Origin of the sequence: Streptomyces sp. NPDC002935, from assembly GCF_040611295.1 — a bacterium.
In the GTDB taxonomy this organism is placed as follows: Bacteria; Actinomycetota; Actinomycetes; order Streptomycetales; family Streptomycetaceae; genus Streptomyces.
Genome location: NZ_JBEXNW010000008.1, coordinates 105,611 through 122,038 on the forward strand (window position 1 = coordinate 105,611; position 16,428 = coordinate 122,038).

Consider the following 16,428-nt stretch of genomic DNA (forward strand, 5'->3'; position numbering starts at 1 on the left):
AGGCGGGGACTCACGGGGAATCGGGGTGCGCGAGGGTGCATACCGCCCGACTCGGCACAAGGTAGCGAGTCTGCTGGTCACGCCAGTGATGGCCCAACCTCGCTCCTAAAGTGCTTGTCCAGTGCGCTCCGCGATCCACACCCGATGGAACTCTCCGGCTACCGGTGGAGTTGGCCGGCCGAGGTCAGCTCTGCCTGCTTGATGGCGATCAACTCGTTGCGGTCGATGGTGGGGGGACCTCTACGAGTTGTGTCCTGACGATCTCGTGGCCGAGCTGAACGACCAGACGGACCCTGCACGGATCGCTGCGCTGATGAAGCACTACAGGGCGCAGAAGCGATAGGCACGGCCGAAGCGGGGATGACGCAGGTGCGCACCACAGGCGCACCAGATCGAGCGGGGAACAGCGAGGAATCACGGTGAAAACAGCCAAGCCCGAGCAGGCCGCGCCCGCGCCGTTCGCCCAGATCACAGGCCGAACCACCCCAAGTGACCGCAGCTTCCCAAGCTGAGAGTGCGAGTTCGATTCTCGTCACCCGCTCCATGACAGAGGCCCAGGTCATCGACCCGGGCCTTTTTGCTGTCCGCTGCGATCACTCGCCGCGTGCCAGATCCGTGCCAGAACGCTGATCGTCTGGATCATCGGTGTTCTCTGCTGGCAGGTCCTCTACTGGCACGGCAGCAGCTTCCTGCACCTCGTGGCGCGCCCTGCGGACGGTCGCGTCGAGTCCGGCGGAAGGGGGATCCCTTCCCCGACGAAGATCAGACCGTCCGGCCCCGACTCGGCGTACGACTCCAGATGCCAGCGCGGCTCTCGGTGGAGGAACGCAGGGAGGACGACCGTCCGGGTACCCGCCGCGGACTTGGTGTCGCCCTGCACACGACGCCCGTTCATCCGTTCCGGGCTCGGCGAGGCGAACGCGAATGCGCAGGGTGTCGAGGTCGACGTCTCGACGACGGAGGCCGGCCAGCTCTTCCGGCCGCATTGGGCCGTAGGCGCCGAGGTAGACCATGAGCCGCCATCGCATCCCGACGGCATTGGCGAGAGCGTCGACCTGGGGGACCGTCGCGATGCGCCGCTCGACGGCCTTGTTTGCCGCCGCCCTTGATCCGGCACGGGTTGGCCAGGCCCGGCCGTTCCGCCGGGAGGGAGGAGGCGACGGCGACCGCTTCAGGGGCGATGTCGCCAAGGGCCATCTTTGCCGAGGCCTCGTCGTTGACGCGGTGGCAGACGCGTCCGCTGAGTTGAGCGCGCAGCATGGTCGCGCCCTTGCCCAGCTCGGCGCCGAAACGCTGCCCGCAGATCTCCAGGTAGATGCCCGCGGCCCGCCCGAAGGCCGCTTGGCTCAAGAGCCAGTCTCTGACCGACCTCGACCCCGAGTCAGCCCTGTCCAAGCTCATTCGGTTCGAGACCGAGGCCCAAAGCCGCGGAGTCACCCACACGACGTTCCGGCGTCTCACCGAAGCCCTGAACCTCAAGGGCTCTCAGCGCGATGGCCTGCGCCAACTCCTCCTCAACAGGCAACCGGAACGGTATTCAGCACCTCTGTGGGCAGTGAATTAACGGACCCAGGCAGTTACCTCAACTCCGTGGCCGGCTGAAGTCGACGTGCCCCTACTGTGCCCGTTCAGTCGGGAAGCAGCGGGGAGTCACGGGCGCCGGCGGACACCGGGCACGAGAACGGACCCTGACCGATTTACCTGGTCAGGGTCCGTTTGTGCTGACGGTGGGTGTGGGATTTGAACCCACGGCGACTCGCGCCACGACGGTTTTCTAGACCGTTTAGCACTTGACTCGCGCATTAAGGACTCCGCCGACCTTCGCAGCCCACACCCTCGTCTATTGCTTCCTCCTGTGTCCTAGTTGATGCGGGTGACGTCGGGGAGGTGCGGTGTGGGGTTGTCGAGTAGGGGGCGCCGCCGGTGTTTCAGGGACTGGTCGAAAAAGGCGGTGAGGTAGGCGCGGCGGGCGCCGGTGAAGCTGACCGGGTCAATGTCTCCGATCATGGCCGCCACGACAGTGGGCGGTGGGGTACCAAAGTGGGCGGCGAGCGCTGGGATGAGTACCTGGAAATCGCTGTAGGACTGGTGCCGTGCCCGGGCGGTCCACAAGTCGCGTTTCCAGCTGGTGGAGTTCTTCCACAGAGCCTGCCAGGCGGGTACGTGAGTGTGTGTGAAGGGGAGCTCAGGCGTGTATGAGCTACCTGCCAGGAGGAAGGGTTGCCGCAGCCCTGTATGTGTGACAGGTGCGAACAGTTCCGGGTCGTCCGGGCCATAGCCGAGAGGGCCCTCAAGGACCGCACCGGCGCTGATGCCCCGGTCCAGGCGCATCACCTCGGCTGCGGCCGTGCCGCCCAGGGAATGCCCGAAGACTCCGACCGACCCGAGGTCGAGCGCGGCTCCGAGTCCGGCCGGGAGGGTGCGGTCGTCGGAGTCGGGGATGCCACCGCGAGCGAGCAGGCGCAACTGGTCCAGCACGAAGCGCAGGTCGGCCACACGGCAGTCCACCGCGGCCTTCATGACCTGGGGTGACAGCTCGCCAGCCAGAGCGAGGGCCGGGGTGATGACACGGCCGTCGGGGAACTCGACAGCGAGCGATTCGTAGGTGTGGTCGACGGCCACGACGGCATACCCGTGACTGGCCAGTTCGGCGGCGACGCTGGTGTCGAGGAAGCGCGGGTTGAGCCGACCGGGCGTGTAGAGCACAACGGGCAGCCGCCTGGCCGCGTGCGCTACCGGGGCGCCGACGGTCGTATGCGTACCGATGCCAGCCCAGTCGACGGAGCCGGCGGGGATGCCGAGGGATCCCGCGAAGGTATCGAAGGCCCGACCAAGTCCGGGCGTGGCGTAGGGCGTTGCCGGTGCTTCGGCGTCTCGGCGCGCGGGATACCAGACAGTGATCATGAGTTCCCGTGGCTGGGAGCCGTCCTCAACCCATGGGTCACTCCGCCGAGGGTCGACAAGGTGCAGGTCGACTGTGCTGACCGGATGCGGTCCGGTGGGGGCGGGCAGGGCGCAGCGGAAGAGGTCGCCGCTCGGGCTTGTCGCGGCGCGCGCGGAGGAGGGCAGCGCGAGAGTGGCAACCGTGGCCGTGAGACCGCCGAGGATTAAGCGGCGGGAAACGGGCCGACCTATTGAGTTTGCAGAAGTTGAGATCATGACTCGATCATGGCAGAGACAATCATCCGTGCTCCCGACTACCTGATGGGCGGCGGTGCGCGGCGGCTGAAATCAGGCTTCCTCAGCCAAGATCGCCTGTGCAGAACCTAGTTCCGGCGTGCCACAGTCGTGCCACATAGTGCGGTCAACCACGGTCAACGGCGGCTCACCACAGTCGAGATAGCGCTCCTCCAGGGCCCTGAAGCGACCGGAATGGCCGGCGTTGACCGATCCGGCTAGAGCTACGGATCAGAAGGTGCCCGTGCCCCTGCCGTGCCCGTTCGACCGGTGCCTGACGGGGAACCACGGTGATTGACAGATAGCGCACATGAGAACGGCCCCCAACCGATTTACCTGGTCAGGAGCCGTTCACCTGCGGTGGGGTGGGATTTGAACCCAAGGTGACATCGCTGCCACGACGGTTTTCGAGACCGTCGCGATCTCGGGCGCCTGACCTCTTTGACCTGCAAGGCAACCCTTAGGGCGCGTCCGCAAGCCGCCCTCGGCCCATGCATGGCCCACTGGGGAGGGATTCCTCCACCGCGAGCCTCTTGGCGGCCGCCCGGATCCCGGGCACCGCACCCTCTCCGCCTCGCGGGAGGCGGGGATTGTCTGATGCCCCATTGTGATTCGCGGGTGTACAACCCCGTGTGGATGCCGGCTGTCTGTAAGGCGCTGGAGAGATGTGCCTTCGGTGCATTTCCGTAAGGAGATTGGGGATCAGGTGGGGAAGCAGGTCTGGAGAGTCGTCGTGGCCGGTGGTGCGGCGGCGGTGTTCACGGCCTTGGCCGCGGTGCCGGCCGGGGCGGCCGAGGGTGGGGTCTCGTTCACCCGTGTCCAGGTGAACGGCGGCAAGCCGATTGTGATCGGGGTGTCGAAGGAGGTCGCGGTCCCCACCTCCTTCCGGATGGCGACCACTCACCAGTGGAAGTGGCCAGCCGTGTTCCTGTACCGCGGTGGTGCGGGTGATCGGCTGTGGCACGCCGTCGAGACGAGCGACTGCATCAAGGTGAGCTCGGGCGTCTGCGACTTCAACGAGACGATGTACTTCGACCCGAGCGTGTGGGACATGCGTAACAGCGAGGCCGGGGCCTGGAAGGTCGGGGCCGAGGTGTACTTCGAGGGCGGCGGTGGTGACACCGACGACAAGGGGCTGACGGTCCACGTCAAGCGCAACTCCCGCCTGACCGTCAACGCCTCGCCCGAACCGGTGTCCAAGGACAGGACCATCACCGTGACCGGAAAGGTCGCGCGGGCCAACTGGGAGACCAGGAAGTACGCCTCCTACGGAGGCCGCCTGGTGAGCCTGCAGTTCAAGCCTGCCGGCACCGCCTCCTACACCACGGTGAAGAAGGTGTACGCGAACGGCTCGGGTGATCTCAGGACGACCGTGAAGGCCTCCAAGACGGGTACGTGGCGCTGGGTGTACTACGGCAACACCACCACCGGGCCGTCGACGTCGTCCGGGGACAACGTCGTGGTGAAGTGATGTCCGCGGTGCTGGCGGGCTGGTGGGGGCCGAGCCGGCGGTAACGGCTGCGACGGTCAAGGCGTCGGGTCCGCCGCGATCGCGGCGGACCCGACGCCTTGCGCTGGCCGACCGCGAGCGAAGAGGTCGTGCCAGGCCCGTGCCAGGCCCGTGCCAGGCCCGTGCCAGATCGTGCGGGGAACCACGGGGAACACCGGGGAATCAAATGGCACTCGCACCAGGCACCTATGCCGCTCAGCAGCAGGTGAGCCTCGGAGTAAGCCTCGATCACCTCAACTTCCCAAGTTGATGTCGAAAGCCCGACGGGATGGCTATCTGCACGTCAATCGAGGACCCCGCGCAGGCGCCGAGAACACCGATCGTCTGGATCACCGGTGTTCTCTACTGTTTGTGACTCAGCTGCTTTCTGGGGGACTTGGGAGGATGCGGGCCCGGCGGTGAGCGTGGCGTCTTTCCGGTCCGCCGGGAGTACGACTCGATGCTTCGAACCGAGTGCGCCGGGTCCGCCCTGCGTAGGTACTGTTCCGGATCCCGCCGCTCGTTCGGGTGCCCGCTGTCGGCCGTTCCTGCGCTGCGCGGCGCGTCGGCAGAGGTGAGGCAGCAGGGTGTAGAAGCGGTCGGGAAGGAATACGGCGTCCGCGACGATCATCGCGCCGGAGAAGAGGGGCAGCCCCATGAGCACCGCGATGCCGAAGTGCATGCCCAGCAGCATGACTAGAACGGGGTACTTGAGCCTGCCGAAGAGCACGAACGGGAAGGCCACCTGCAAGAGCACGGTCATGTAGCCCGCGATCGCGATCAGCAGCGTGTGTTCGTCCACGAAGTGGGAGAGCGCGGGCCAGGGCCGGAAGAGTTCGAGGTTCAGGACGTAGTGGAGAGCGGTGCCGCCGCCCCAGGAAGGGCCCTGGACCTTGTACAGGCCGGCTGATCCATAGAGAAGGCAAACCTGCGCTGCGATGACGAGCATGCCGCAGTTGTGCACGACAGTGATCAAGGTGGTGCGGGATTCGCGGAGTTGCCGCGCGAGGCGGCTCCCCGCTGGTTCCGGCGCGCTGTCCGCACGAGGCGCCCTCAGTCGGGCTCTGCGCGCGTCCAGGGACCAGCGCCGGCCGCACGCGGTGAGGACGAGGTAGATGGCCATCAGCAGGACCAGATTGTCGCCCCCGTCCGTCATGAAGATCGCGCGGGCATGGAACGAGCACACCACGACGGCGAAGAGGACGGACATGACCCGGGTTCGCCAGCCCAACAGGAACAGCGCGGACGTGACAAGGGCGAGCACGTAGCAGAACTCGAAGTAGGCGCGGCTGTCGGACAGGGTCAGGATGCTCCTCCACCCCGTCTGCTCGAAGAGCTCGCGTGCCAAGGCGGGCGTCCACGGTGAGTCGGGGCCCCAGATCTCGGCACGGTGCGGGAACTCGCGCAGCAGAAAGATCAGGTAGAGCAGCCCGTAGCCGATGCGCAGCACCGACGCGGCGTACAGGGACACCGGCCGGCCGGTCAGGAGGTGCCACGCGGTGGTGATCCGGTCGGCCGGCCACCGCTCGGCGCCGAGGGACGTGGCCCTGTGCGTCTCACTTTGCATGGCGGGTCACCTTCCACCAGGGCAGAAGCCGGTTCTCGACCGGCCTCGGCGGGCGATCGCCGGCCGCGGCGCCAGGCGCGGCGATCGGCAGTGTGACGACACGGAGCTGAACGAAGTCGAAGGTGCTGCCCCTGCGGGCGGCGACCCGGTCCGCGGCGATGTTGCTCAGGTACTTCTGCATCATCAAGGCGCGTTCCGTATGCGCCTTGTCGTCGCCTCCGTGCGAGTCGACGTAACCGGCCCAGGCACGGCGCAGCAGGTTCTGCGCCGTGTGGCTCGGGAACACTTGGTGCTCGACCGCAGAGCTGTCCACGGCGGTCAGGTCGAACCAGGGACTCGCCTGGACCGATCCGTCGCGTTCGGTGTGTGCGGTTCTCACCAGAATCTGCCGGTTGACGGATTCGGGGTCCGGGGCGAAAAGCCGCCAATTCTGCTCGAAGAAGGGGAACACCCATGCATTGATCTGCGGGCTGTATCGCTTGGACAGGGTGTTCGTCGGCGCTACATGAAGGAACACCAGAACCACGTGGACGACACTCGCCGCCAGGCACAGGACGACGGCAGTGCGCAGCCCGGCTCTCAGCGAACGGGCACTTTTCGGCAATGCGGGCGTCGCGGCCGCAGCGTCAGGACCTTCCCGCGCGACCGGACCTGATCCGGAGTGCTGAACCGCCTTCACATCCGCTGAGTCAATTCCGCTCGACACCGAGCACCCTGTCTTTCTCATTTCAGCTGCTCGCTCCGCGTTCCACGCCTACCGCCACCGACGGCGCGCGAGGGATTCGATGAGAATCCCGCCGCGCGCCGTCATCCGGTGAGCAGACTGACCGCAGTGCGCTGCCTAGCCCTCGTAGCTCTTGGAGTGGTGGTCGCCCTCGTAACCCTTGGGCACGTCGTCGTAGCCGTAGTCCTCTTCAGGCTGCTTGCCGTGGTCCGGCTTGCCGGGATGGGCGTACTGCTCGTCGTCGACCTTGCCGCCGTGGTCCGGCTTCCCATGACCACCTTGGTCCGGCTTTCCGTAACCGCCGTGGTCGGGCTTTCCGTGACCGCCGTGGTCGGGCTTTCCGTGACCGCCGTGCTCCGGCTTTCCGTGACCGCCGTGCTCCGGCCGGCCCGGCGCATGGCCGTGCCCGCCGCCGGGCCCACCGGTGGTGTTCCCCGCGGTGATCCCGCCGGTGGTGTTCCCGGCCGTGTTGCCCGCGGTGTTTCCGGAGGTGTTGCCGGCGGTGATTCCGGACGTGTTGCCCGCGATGTTGCCCGAGGTGCCGCCGGTCGAGACGAGGGGTCCGCCCAGGACGCCACCGGTGATGAGGCCACCACTGACGAGGCCTCCACCGGTGGTCGCGCCGGTCGTGGTTCCCGTAGTCGTTCCACCAGTGGTGGAGGCCGCGCACCCGCCGAGGAAGATCCTGTTGTTGTTGAGGGTCACAGAACCTACCTGGGCCAGTAGCCGGCCCTCGACGTTCGTTCCCTGGTTCACGGTGATGTCGTTCCCGGCCATGAGGGTGCCCACGAAGCTGGTGGTGACGCCGAGCGACGCGTCTTGGCCGATCTGCCAGAACACGTTGCACGCCGAAGCGCCGTTGGTGAGGAGAATGCGGCTGGAGGTCGCGGTCGTCAGGGATTCCGGAATCTGGAACACCCAGACCGCGTCGGAGCTGCCCTGACCGTCCAGAATCAGGTCGCCGGTGATGCCGACACCGGCGGTGGCGTGGTAGACGCCGGGAAGCAGCGCCGGGCCTCCGCCGATTCCCGCCGGAAGCGCGAAGTCCTGCGCCTGGCCGGCGGCGTTGTTGTACGCCACGATCAGGTCGGACTTGGCCTGGAGGGCGTTGGCGTCCGCCGCGTGCACGGCGCCCTGCACCAGGCCGGGCGGGAATCCGGTGATGGACGGGTTCGGGTGCGTTCCGAGGTCGTGGGCGAGCACCGAATTGCCTGTGTTGGTGACTCCCTGACCCGCCAGAACGGAGTAGAAGGCGGTTGTGCCCAGAGGCACGGGCAAGGCGATCGCCGACGCCGCGGTCGGCGTCAGGAAAACCATCGCAGCGGAAACTGTCACGGCGAGGGCCGAGGCCAGCAAGCCTGTCAGAGTACGGCGATGATCTGCTTGAGGGATCTTCAGTTTCATCGAGGCCATTCCTGTGGGGGCCGTGGCATACCGGGCCCTACCGATCACCCGGGAAGCCTTGGTGTTGCTGCCGCCGCATATTACGCAGAACTATTCCGGTGCCGATCCAAACACCAGCGCGAAGAACGCGGACCATTCGACCGGCGCACAGTATTGCGTAAATATTCCTATTCGCATTTCCGGCCGTCACCACTCCCTCGAATGGAAGGAGTCGTCGACACCGCACTCCCCACAAACCCCCAGGTCGACGACCCGGGGGTTCTTTGTTGTCCAAACCGATGAGTGGGTGGCGCGCCACGGCCGGGACAGGCCGGGCGGAGCGGCTCCGCCGTCAGCCGTTGGTCGTGGTGGTGATGTCGGCGATGTGGTTGTAGCGCTCGAGCAGCACGAAGAGCTTGGTCTTCTGCGTCGTCTCCCCGCTGCCGAACGTCAGGGTGACGATGACCTCATGCCCCATACCCACGGCGCCGTTGTCGGTCACCGTCCACTTTGCCGGGACGTTCTGGGCCCGCAGAACGCCGTCCGCCCCGTTCTTCTCCTCCCAGGCGGCCAGCCGCCCGGCGAAGTCGGCCGTCAGGTAGTGCTTGCGGAGCGCCGTGGCCAGCGTGGCGTCCGGGTCCTCGTAGTCGCCCTTCGCGTCGATGTACGCGCCGTAGAAGTCGGCGACCCGGGTCACCGCCTGGCCGGGCGTGCCGCTGACCGACTTCGGCGCGGCCGTGGACACCTTCGCGGGGGCATGGACGGCCGCCTGTGCCGACACGTGCGTCGAGACACCGAGTCCGACGGCCAGGACGAGGCCGGCGGCGACGACCGCGAGGCGGCCCGAACGGCGGTGTGCGGGGGACTTCTTGCTCATGCGTGTCTTCCTTTTTCTGGTCCGTGTGTGGTTGCTCTGGGCCGGTTCTGGCTTTGGTGCCGAAAGCGCCTGGCGACTTGGCCGCCACCTCCGCCGCGTCCGATTCGAGGCCGCACCTCGGTGCTCGGGCACAGAGGCGCCCCGGTACACAGGCGCAGGGTGGGTGTCGTTGCGATGCTGCTGCCGGGGCAGTTGTTCCGCCTCGGCCGGTGCGACACCCAGAGCTTCGAGGACGCCGGGGATCCACGACAACGGCTGCCGCCACACCTGCAACGGTGGAACCGTCCCACCCCTGCTGAACTGCGGAAACAGGGAGTGCCTAGGATGCTCCCCTGGGATGCGGAGACGACTCGTGGCGGTCGGCAGGCCAGACCGGCACGGTGTACGAGGCATGTGGCGAGCGGGACTTCTGAGGTCACTGTGATGTTTGCCAGAGCGTCTGCGCTCCTCCAGTGAGGCTCGACGGCCTCACCAATGGTCATGTTTCATCCGACTTGGTCCTCCATGACGCATGAGTCGCGCGTCTGATCGGCCAAGATCGGAATACTCCCTTGGGGCAACCTTGACGAGAAGTGTCATGCCGAAACGCGTACTGGCCCGGACAGTGGGAGCTGTCGCGGCGATGACGGTCGCGCTCACAGCCGCACCCCTGGCGGACACTGCGCAGGCCTACAGCTCGACGTCGGGAACGCTGAGCTTCAGCGGCGATGCGGGTGAGCCCGTTTCAGGCGGTCAGTCGTATGCGTACACGGCCGGAGCGATCCAGATGTTCGACGTCCAGGGCAGCACGGACCAGAACGGTCTCACCGTTGCGATAGACGCGGAAGAGGGAACGCTCTGGCGTCTCATCGTCGCCGCGCCCGATGGTCAGAAGCTGACCGAGGGCACCACGTACACCGGGGCGAAGCAATGGCCCAACGCCGGGCCGGGGGATCCGGAACTGGTGTTCAGCGGGATCGACAACGGGACCGAGAAGGGCTGCAACACCAACTCCGGCTCCTTCACCATCGAGCACATCGCGTTCGGCCCCTACGGCTACGTCCATGAGCTCGACGCAACCTTCGAGCAGTACTGCAACGGATCGACGGTGCCTCTCCGCGGTGCGGTTCACGCGGTCATGCCCGAACCTCCGGTCGAGCTCGCGATGGGGATGAACGTCGCCCCCGAGGGCACGGTGGACGTCCCCGAGGGCCAGATCGCCGTCGGTGGCACCGTGACGTGCAACAAGCCCGCGAGCGTCTCGCTCGTCGGCCAGGTCTTCCAGATCCAGAAGAAGGGGACGCCGGCCGCGACCTATCAGACGACCGTGGCCTGCACCCCGGGCGCGCCCGTGCCCTGGTCTGTCAGCCTCACCAGCCAGGAACCCGGCACCTCCTTCCAGCCCGGCCCCGCGACGATGCGCAGCAGGGCGCGGGCAGACGACAGGGACTACCCGGTGACCGCCGACACCGGACAGCAGGAGTCCGAGGTCACGCTCTCCAAGTCCTGACCCAGGACGACCGCGGGATCAGCTGACTTCGCTGGTTCGCGATCGGCCCCTCATCCCGCCCGCCGTGTCATGTGTCCGGCGGACCCACCCTCTTCACTCCGGGGAGACTCATGCGCAGACGCGCGACCTTCACCGTGCTCGCCGCCGCCTCCGTGCTGGCCGGACTCACCGGCCCCGCCGCGTACGCGGACGAGACCGTCGGCGACATCCAGATCACCGCCCTCTCCGTCAACGGCGGTAAGAGCATCGCTGTCGGCCTCACCGACAAGACGGTCACGGTTTCGGTGACCGCCGCCGATCCCTCGGGCATCTGGGACGCGGACTTCTACCTGTGGCGCGGAACGGATCCCGACAACCCCGACGGCTACATCACGCCGAACGAGGACACCACACCCGCGGACTGCGTGGCCTCCAGCGCCACCACATCCACCTGCTCGAAGACCTTCACCTTCGAACCGGACTGGTGGCTCACCAACGCCGACGCCGGGACCTGGAAGGTCGGAGTCGACGTATGGGCCAACGACGACAGCTGGACCCAGCGGGACGCCTATACGACCACCCGCCTCCAGCGGTACTCGAAGCTGACCGTCAACGCCGGCCCGGAACCGATTGCCAAGGGCAAGACCCTCAAGGTCACCGGCAAGCTCACCCGGGCGAACTGGGACACCGACGTCTACGCGGGCTACACCGCACAGCCGGTCAAGCTCCAGTTCCGCAAGGCGGGCACCAGCACCTACACCACCGTCAAGACGGTGAACACCTCCAGCACGGGTGACCTGCAGACCACGACCACCGCGTCCGTGGACGGCTACTGGCGCTGGAACTTCGCCGGTACCTCGACCACTCCGGCCGTTTCGGCGACCGGCGACTACGTCGACGTGCAGTAGCACTCGACGGCCAGGCAGAGGGAGGAGCCGGTCCGGCCTTGTGCCGGGCCGTCTCCGTTTCCACCCCACCTTTCCCGGGCTTCAAGTCCGTTGTGGCGGCGGGGTGTTGCTGGTTCGATCTTCGTATGGCAGAGATCAAGGAGCCCTGGGGGCTCAGCGTGATGGGTACGGGGCACGTGTCGGCGGAGCCGCGGCTCGCCCAGGTGAAGCTCGCCGTCGAACTCCTGGCACCGACGCCCAAGGAGGCCTTCGACCAGGCCGGCGCGGCGGTTGTCAGGCTCCGGACCGTGCTGCGGGAGCACGGCATACCCGACTCCGAGGTGTCCGCGTCGCGGCTCGCCCTCCAGTCGGCGTTCAACGGCTACGGCGCCGAGCGGGTGTTCTCCGGCTATCGCTGCGAGGCGGCGTACACCGTGCAGACCGGCGCTCTCGATCGGCTTGAGCTCCTCATCGAGGACGCCGTCCAGGCCGGCGCGAACCGGGTCGACGAGGTGCACTTCGACGTGCTCGACAAGCCCGCGCTCCGGGACGAGGCCCGCCGCAAGGCGGTCGCGGCCGCACGGCGTAAGGCAGAGGTGTACGCGGAGGCCTGCGGTGTGCGGCTCGGCCCCGTGGTGCACATCCAGGACGTCGACCCGGAATCGGTCGGGCTGCGCAGTCATGGGAGTCGTATCGGGGGCGATCCCGAGTCCGACGGTGCCTTCGCTCCGGGAACGGTGCGCGTCGACGCCGCCGTACTGCTCGGTTTCGGCCTGCTCGCCTGAGCGGGACCAACGCCCTGATCAGGCACGTTCGATTCTCGTCGCCCGCTCCGTGACGAAGGCCCGGGTCATCGGCCCGGGCCTTCCCGCGACCTCGGAGGATCGGTACGTCCCGGCACGCGGTGAACGCTCCGGCGTCCGTCCGGCCCTGGCACGCGGGGCCGTTCGGCCCTATCCGGGCCGGCCCGCGCGGTGATCTTCTGGCCCGGCGGCCGGGTGCTCCGCCTCGGCAACTCCCGTTCCCCCGTACGGGAATGGGGTTGGAGCACTCGGCACGCGCCATGAACGGCTCTGACCGACGCCGGGCGATACCGGAGACCTCCAGGTTTCCACCGATCAGTCGGTCATCAGGGAGGCTCAGTTGCGGCGTAGCTTCGGCACGATCTTCATGGTGTTGGCGATCGCCGGCACGATCGGCTCACTCGCGTACCCGGTGTTCTACTCCTATCCGCACCGCTTCGACGCCGCGAAGGCCGACGCGCCCGCCCCCGCCGACACGGTGAACACCCGCTGGGGACCGCTGACCGCCGCCGACCGCGACTTCGTGGTGCGGGTGCGGCTCGCCGGGCTGTGGGAGATACCCGCGGGTCAGCAGGCGATCGAACGCGCCCCCACGAAGGCGATCAAGGAGGCGGGCGACCATCTGGTGGCCGGCCACACCGACCTCGACAAGCGCGTCCGCGTCGTCGCGGCCGACCTCGGCATCGCACTGCCGTCCCAGCCGAACGCCCGGCAGCAGGGCTGGCTCCAGGAGCTGTCGGTGGCCCAGGGCGAGGACTACGACCGGAAGTTCGCGAATCTGCTGCGCTCCGCGCACGGCAAGGTCTTCCAATTGCTCGCGCAGGTGCGCAGCACCACCGGCAACTCACTGGTACGGCAACTCGCCTCGGACGCCGATCGGACCGTGCTCGACCACATCACGGTGCTGGAGAAGACCGGTTACGTCGACTTCGACGCGATCGCGAACGCGGCGGCTGCCGCTCTGACCGTCGGCCCGACCGGGCCTCCACCGCCGTCGCCGGGAGGGTCGGCGCCCTCGGCGCGGCCCGTGCGGCCGACCGGCGGCCTCGTTCCGCCGCGTTAGGCCCGGGCCCGGCGCATCCCTCGGCGCTTCGCTTGCTGCAGCCCTGGCGCAGCCCGCCAGGTGCGGCCGGTCACCTGTTCAGCCTTGGCGCGTTGCCCGTGGTCCGGGCGGCCTGTCGGATGAGCAGTGCGCTCGGCTGTGCCGATGTCCGACGCGCCGTCACCATCCGGAAGGTTCGCTCATGCCGGCAGTCACGATGAAGTGGAGGCGTCGCGGCGTCCTGTGCGCCGCGGGGTCCGTACTGCTCTCCGGTGTCGTGACCGGCAGCGTCGCGGCGGACCCGCTTCGCGAAGCCCCGGTCGGCGGTCCGGGTCCGGCGTCGGGCCTGGGCTGGCGGCCCTGCACCGGCGAGGCGCAGCGGGGCTTCGAATGCGCCACCGAACGAGTGCCGCTGGACTACTCCGACCGTGGCAAGGGCCCCACCATCGAGCTCGCGGTGATCAGGGCCCGGGCGACCGTTCCGGGGCGCCGTATCGGGTCGTTGTTCTTCAACCCCGGCGGGCCGGGAGGCGCCGGAACCGTGGGGCTTCCGGCGCAGTACGACAAGTTCCCCGAGACACTGCGGCAGCGCCTTCGACATCGTGAGCTGGGACCCCCGCGGTATCGGAGAGAGCACCGCGGTGCGGTGCTTCGCCGACACCGCGGAAGCCGAGCGCCGGCACGCCGATGTCCCGCCGTTCCCCGTCGGCAGGCGACAGCGCGAGGAGTTCATCGCCGCCTATGCCGACCTCGGGCGCCGCTGCGAGCGCCGGGTGCCGGAGCTGCTGCGCCATGTCTCGACGGCCGACACCGCGCGTGACCTCGACCGGCTGCGGCGGGCCGTCGGCGAGAGGCAGTTGCGCTACTGGGGTGTCTCGTACGGCACCTTCCTGGGCGCCACGTACGCGAACCTGTTCCCGTCCCGGGCCGGACGCCTGCTCCTGGACGGCAACGTCGACCCCGAGGCCTGGGCGGCCGACGGTTCACGGAAGGAACCGAAGCTCAGCACGTTCCTCCGCCTGGAGTCGGATCTCGGCTCGTCCGCGACGCTGGGACAGTTCCTGGATCTGTGCGGGCGCGCACCGACGAGCCGTTGTGGCTTCTCCGCCGGCGGCGCGGCGAGGACCCGCGCCAAGTTCGAGGAACTGATGCGGCGCCTGGCACGGCAGCCCCAGGGAACGTGGACCTACGCGAAGACCGTGAGCGAGGTCCGCGGCGGGCTCTACACCGTTCACCCCGGCTGGAACGAGACCGCCGACACGCTGCAGGCACTGTGGGAGCGCCGCACCCCCGAGGTGCCGGAGGCGCCGCCCGGGCCCCCGCCGTACCCCGGCTTCGAGCAGCCCCTCGCGGTGCTCTGCGCGGAGAGCCCCAACCCGCGCGATCCGCGGCGCTACACCGAGCTCGACCGGTTCAGCACCCGGCGTGCCGGGGACCTCGGGCACTGGTGGGCCTGGGCCAACGAGCCCTGCTCGACCTGGCCGGCCGAGGCGGCCGACAAGTACCTCGGGCCCTGGAACAGGCCCACCGCGCATCCGGTCCTCGTGGTCAACCCGACCTACGACCCCGCCACTCCCTATCAGGGAGGCGTGGCCATGGCGAGAGAGCTGGCCGACGCGCGACTGCTCACCCTGAAGGGATACGGCCACACCGCGCTGGACAATCCGAGCGGCTGCGTCGGCGACCACGCGGTCCGCTACTTCCTCAGCGGGGCGCTCCCGCCCGTCGGCGCCACCTGCGAACAGGACACCCCGCCCTTCGCCGCGCCGAAGGCTACGACGCCTACGACGGTCACGCCGACCCGGACCAGCGCGGCCCCCGCGATCCCCGGGCGCCTGTAGCGACGGCCGCACGGGCTGCTCAGTGCGCGACCGAGCAGCCTCCCCAGGCGGCGGCCAGAGCCTCGGGAACCGCCGGGATGTCACCGCACCCGTGCGGCCCGGCGGGGAAGCCGTCGGTTCCGACGTAGACCCAGCCGCCGCCGGAGGAGCGGAAGTACTTGGTGGCGCTGCCCTCGTCCTGCATGCCCACGAGTTCCTCCTGCGTGGCACCTGCGGAGAGCCCGAAACGGGTGGCGGCGTACCTGACGGTGCCGCACTGCCCGTAGAAGAAGCCGTGCGGCACCGGGTCGATGTGCGTGAAGTGGACCCGATTCCGGTACGCCCGGGTCACGGCGGCCTTCACCTCGTCGCCGGCGGCCAGGTTGCGGCAGCCGGGGACGGCCGTGGCCGGATGACCCGTCGGGGCGGAAGCGGCGTCCGTGGCCCGCTCCGGGTCCCGGGTGGCGGAGACATGCGACGGCGTGGGCGTGCCGACGGGAGGCGACGGGGCCGGCGTGACCGAATCCGAGACGTCCGACCGTACGGCTGCCGCGGCGGTGGTGTCCGGAGAGGAACCGGTGGTGCCCACGGCGGAACCGGCGCCCGCCGAGTCCTGGCACCCCGTCAGCAGCATGATCCCGCCTGCCAGCGCTATCACCGACGTACGTCTGAGACCGGGCATGGCCCATCCTTTTCTCGACCGACGAAGTCACCGTCACGACCTGTGTGACCACGGCGAACGGCCGTCGCGCACCAGCCCGCGAGCTCTTGCCCCACAGGACAGCACGGGACCGCCCGGCAGTTGCAGGGAAGGGAACGCGGGACGGTCTCGATTGCGTATACATGCCACACCGTTCCCGACCGGGTCGCTCACGGCACCGGTGGGGACGCCGCTCCCCGACGCGGACAGGTCGGTCCGGCCCGTCGACCTCGACAGGAACGGCGGGGCCGACCTCGTCACCGGCGCCGGGTACGAGAACGGGTACGGTGCCGTCACCGTGCCGCGCGCGCCCCTGGCCGGGCGCCGTGGGCGCGGGTTCGATTTTCGTCACATATTCTGAATCCGCCGCACGGTCCCGGGGCAGAAACGCTGCGACCCGGGCGAGCCAATATCTGTGGCGGCGACGTAAGAAATCGACGCCAGGCGCGATGAGAATTTCTTGATCGACAGGCGGAGTGACCTATTCGACC

12 protein-coding genes and 2 pseudogenes are annotated in these 16,428 nt (G+C 68.4%); 6 read left to right on the forward strand and 8 right to left on the reverse strand.

Going from position 1 to position 16,428, the window contains the following annotated elements; genetic code table 11:
* Positions 1-726: 726 nt before the first annotated feature.
* The 3 genes and pseudogenes from ABZX90_RS13080 to ABZX90_RS13090 all read right to left on the reverse strand — a co-directional run.
* A pseudogene (locus ABZX90_RS13080) lies at positions 727-1,122 on the reverse strand (site-specific integrase); the annotation flags it as partial.
* Positions 1,123-1,362, reverse strand: a pseudogene (locus ABZX90_RS13085) (conjugal transfer protein TraS); the annotation flags it as partial.
* A gap of 498 nt (positions 1,363-1,860) precedes the next feature.
* Entirely contained in the window at positions 1,861-2,904 is a 1,044-nt protein-coding gene (locus ABZX90_RS13090; protein ID WP_355204334.1) for a lipase, read from the reverse strand.
* Between the two features lie 979 nt (positions 2,905-3,883).
* Here ABZX90_RS13090 and ABZX90_RS13095 point away from each other — a divergent pair.
* On the forward strand, positions 3,884-4,648 hold the full coding sequence (locus tag ABZX90_RS13095) for a hypothetical protein (protein WP_351123849.1): 765 nt from the start codon (positions 3,884-3,886) through the stop codon (positions 4,646-4,648).
* Positions 4,649-4,970: 322 nt separating this feature from the next.
* Here the strand turns inward: ABZX90_RS13095 and ABZX90_RS13100 are convergent, their stop codons facing one another.
* The 4 genes from ABZX90_RS13100 to ABZX90_RS13115 all read right to left on the reverse strand — a co-directional run bounded on the left by ABZX90_RS13100 (position 4,971) and on the right by ABZX90_RS13115 (position 9,217).
* The gene (locus tag ABZX90_RS13100; protein ID WP_355204338.1) at positions 4,971-6,233 is read right to left on the reverse strand and encodes an HTTM domain-containing protein; all 1,263 of its coding nucleotides are present in this window, start codon (positions 6,231-6,233) and stop codon (positions 4,971-4,973) included.
* Positions 6,223-6,960, reverse strand: a complete 738-nt coding sequence (locus ABZX90_RS13105) for a DUF5819 family protein (protein ID WP_355204341.1) — start codon at positions 6,958-6,960, stop codon at positions 6,223-6,225. The genes ABZX90_RS13100 and ABZX90_RS13105 overlap by 11 nt, the downstream gene beginning before the upstream one ends.
* A gap of 114 nt (positions 6,961-7,074) precedes the next feature.
* Positions 7,075-8,274 (reverse strand): ice-binding family protein, encoded by a 1,200-nt coding sequence (locus ABZX90_RS13110; RefSeq protein ID WP_355204343.1) that lies wholly within the window; start codon positions 8,272-8,274, stop codon positions 7,075-7,077.
* Between the two features lie 418 nt (positions 8,275-8,692).
* Positions 8,693-9,217, reverse strand: a complete 525-nt coding sequence (locus ABZX90_RS13115; protein ID WP_355204345.1) for a hypothetical protein — start codon at positions 9,215-9,217, stop codon at positions 8,693-8,695.
* 577 nt (positions 9,218-9,794) lie between these two features.
* On the opposite strand from ABZX90_RS13115, the gene ABZX90_RS13120 reads away from it, so the two are divergent.
* The 5 genes from ABZX90_RS13120 (at position 9,795) to ABZX90_RS13140 (ending at position 15,258) form a co-directional block, all read left to right on the forward strand.
* Positions 9,795-10,706 (forward strand): hypothetical protein, encoded by a 912-nt coding sequence (locus ABZX90_RS13120; protein WP_355204348.1) that lies wholly within the window; start codon positions 9,795-9,797, stop codon positions 10,704-10,706.
* A gap of 110 nt (positions 10,707-10,816) precedes the next feature.
* Entirely contained in the window at positions 10,817-11,593 is a 777-nt protein-coding gene (locus ABZX90_RS13125; RefSeq protein WP_355204351.1) for a calcium-binding protein, read from the forward strand.
* Positions 11,594-11,718: 125 nt separating this feature from the next.
* Positions 11,719-12,357: an SIMPL domain-containing protein gene (locus ABZX90_RS13130; RefSeq protein ID WP_351123867.1), complete on the forward strand. Its 639-nt coding sequence runs from the start codon at positions 11,719-11,721 to the stop codon at positions 12,355-12,357.
* A gap of 358 nt (positions 12,358-12,715) precedes the next feature.
* Positions 12,716-13,438, forward strand: a complete 723-nt coding sequence (locus ABZX90_RS13135) for a DUF4142 domain-containing protein (RefSeq protein WP_351123869.1) — start codon at positions 12,716-12,718, stop codon at positions 13,436-13,438.
* 581 nt (positions 13,439-14,019) lie between these two features.
* Positions 14,020-15,258, forward strand: a complete 1,239-nt coding sequence (locus ABZX90_RS13140) for an alpha/beta fold hydrolase (protein ID WP_355204355.1) — start codon at positions 14,020-14,022, stop codon at positions 15,256-15,258.
* Positions 15,259-15,277: 19 nt separating this feature from the next.
* Here the strand turns inward: ABZX90_RS13140 and ABZX90_RS13145 are convergent, their stop codons facing one another.
* Entirely contained in the window at positions 15,278-15,919 is a 642-nt protein-coding gene (locus tag ABZX90_RS13145; RefSeq protein ID WP_355204358.1) for a hypothetical protein, read from the reverse strand.
* Between the last annotated feature and the right edge of the window lie 509 nt (positions 15,920-16,428).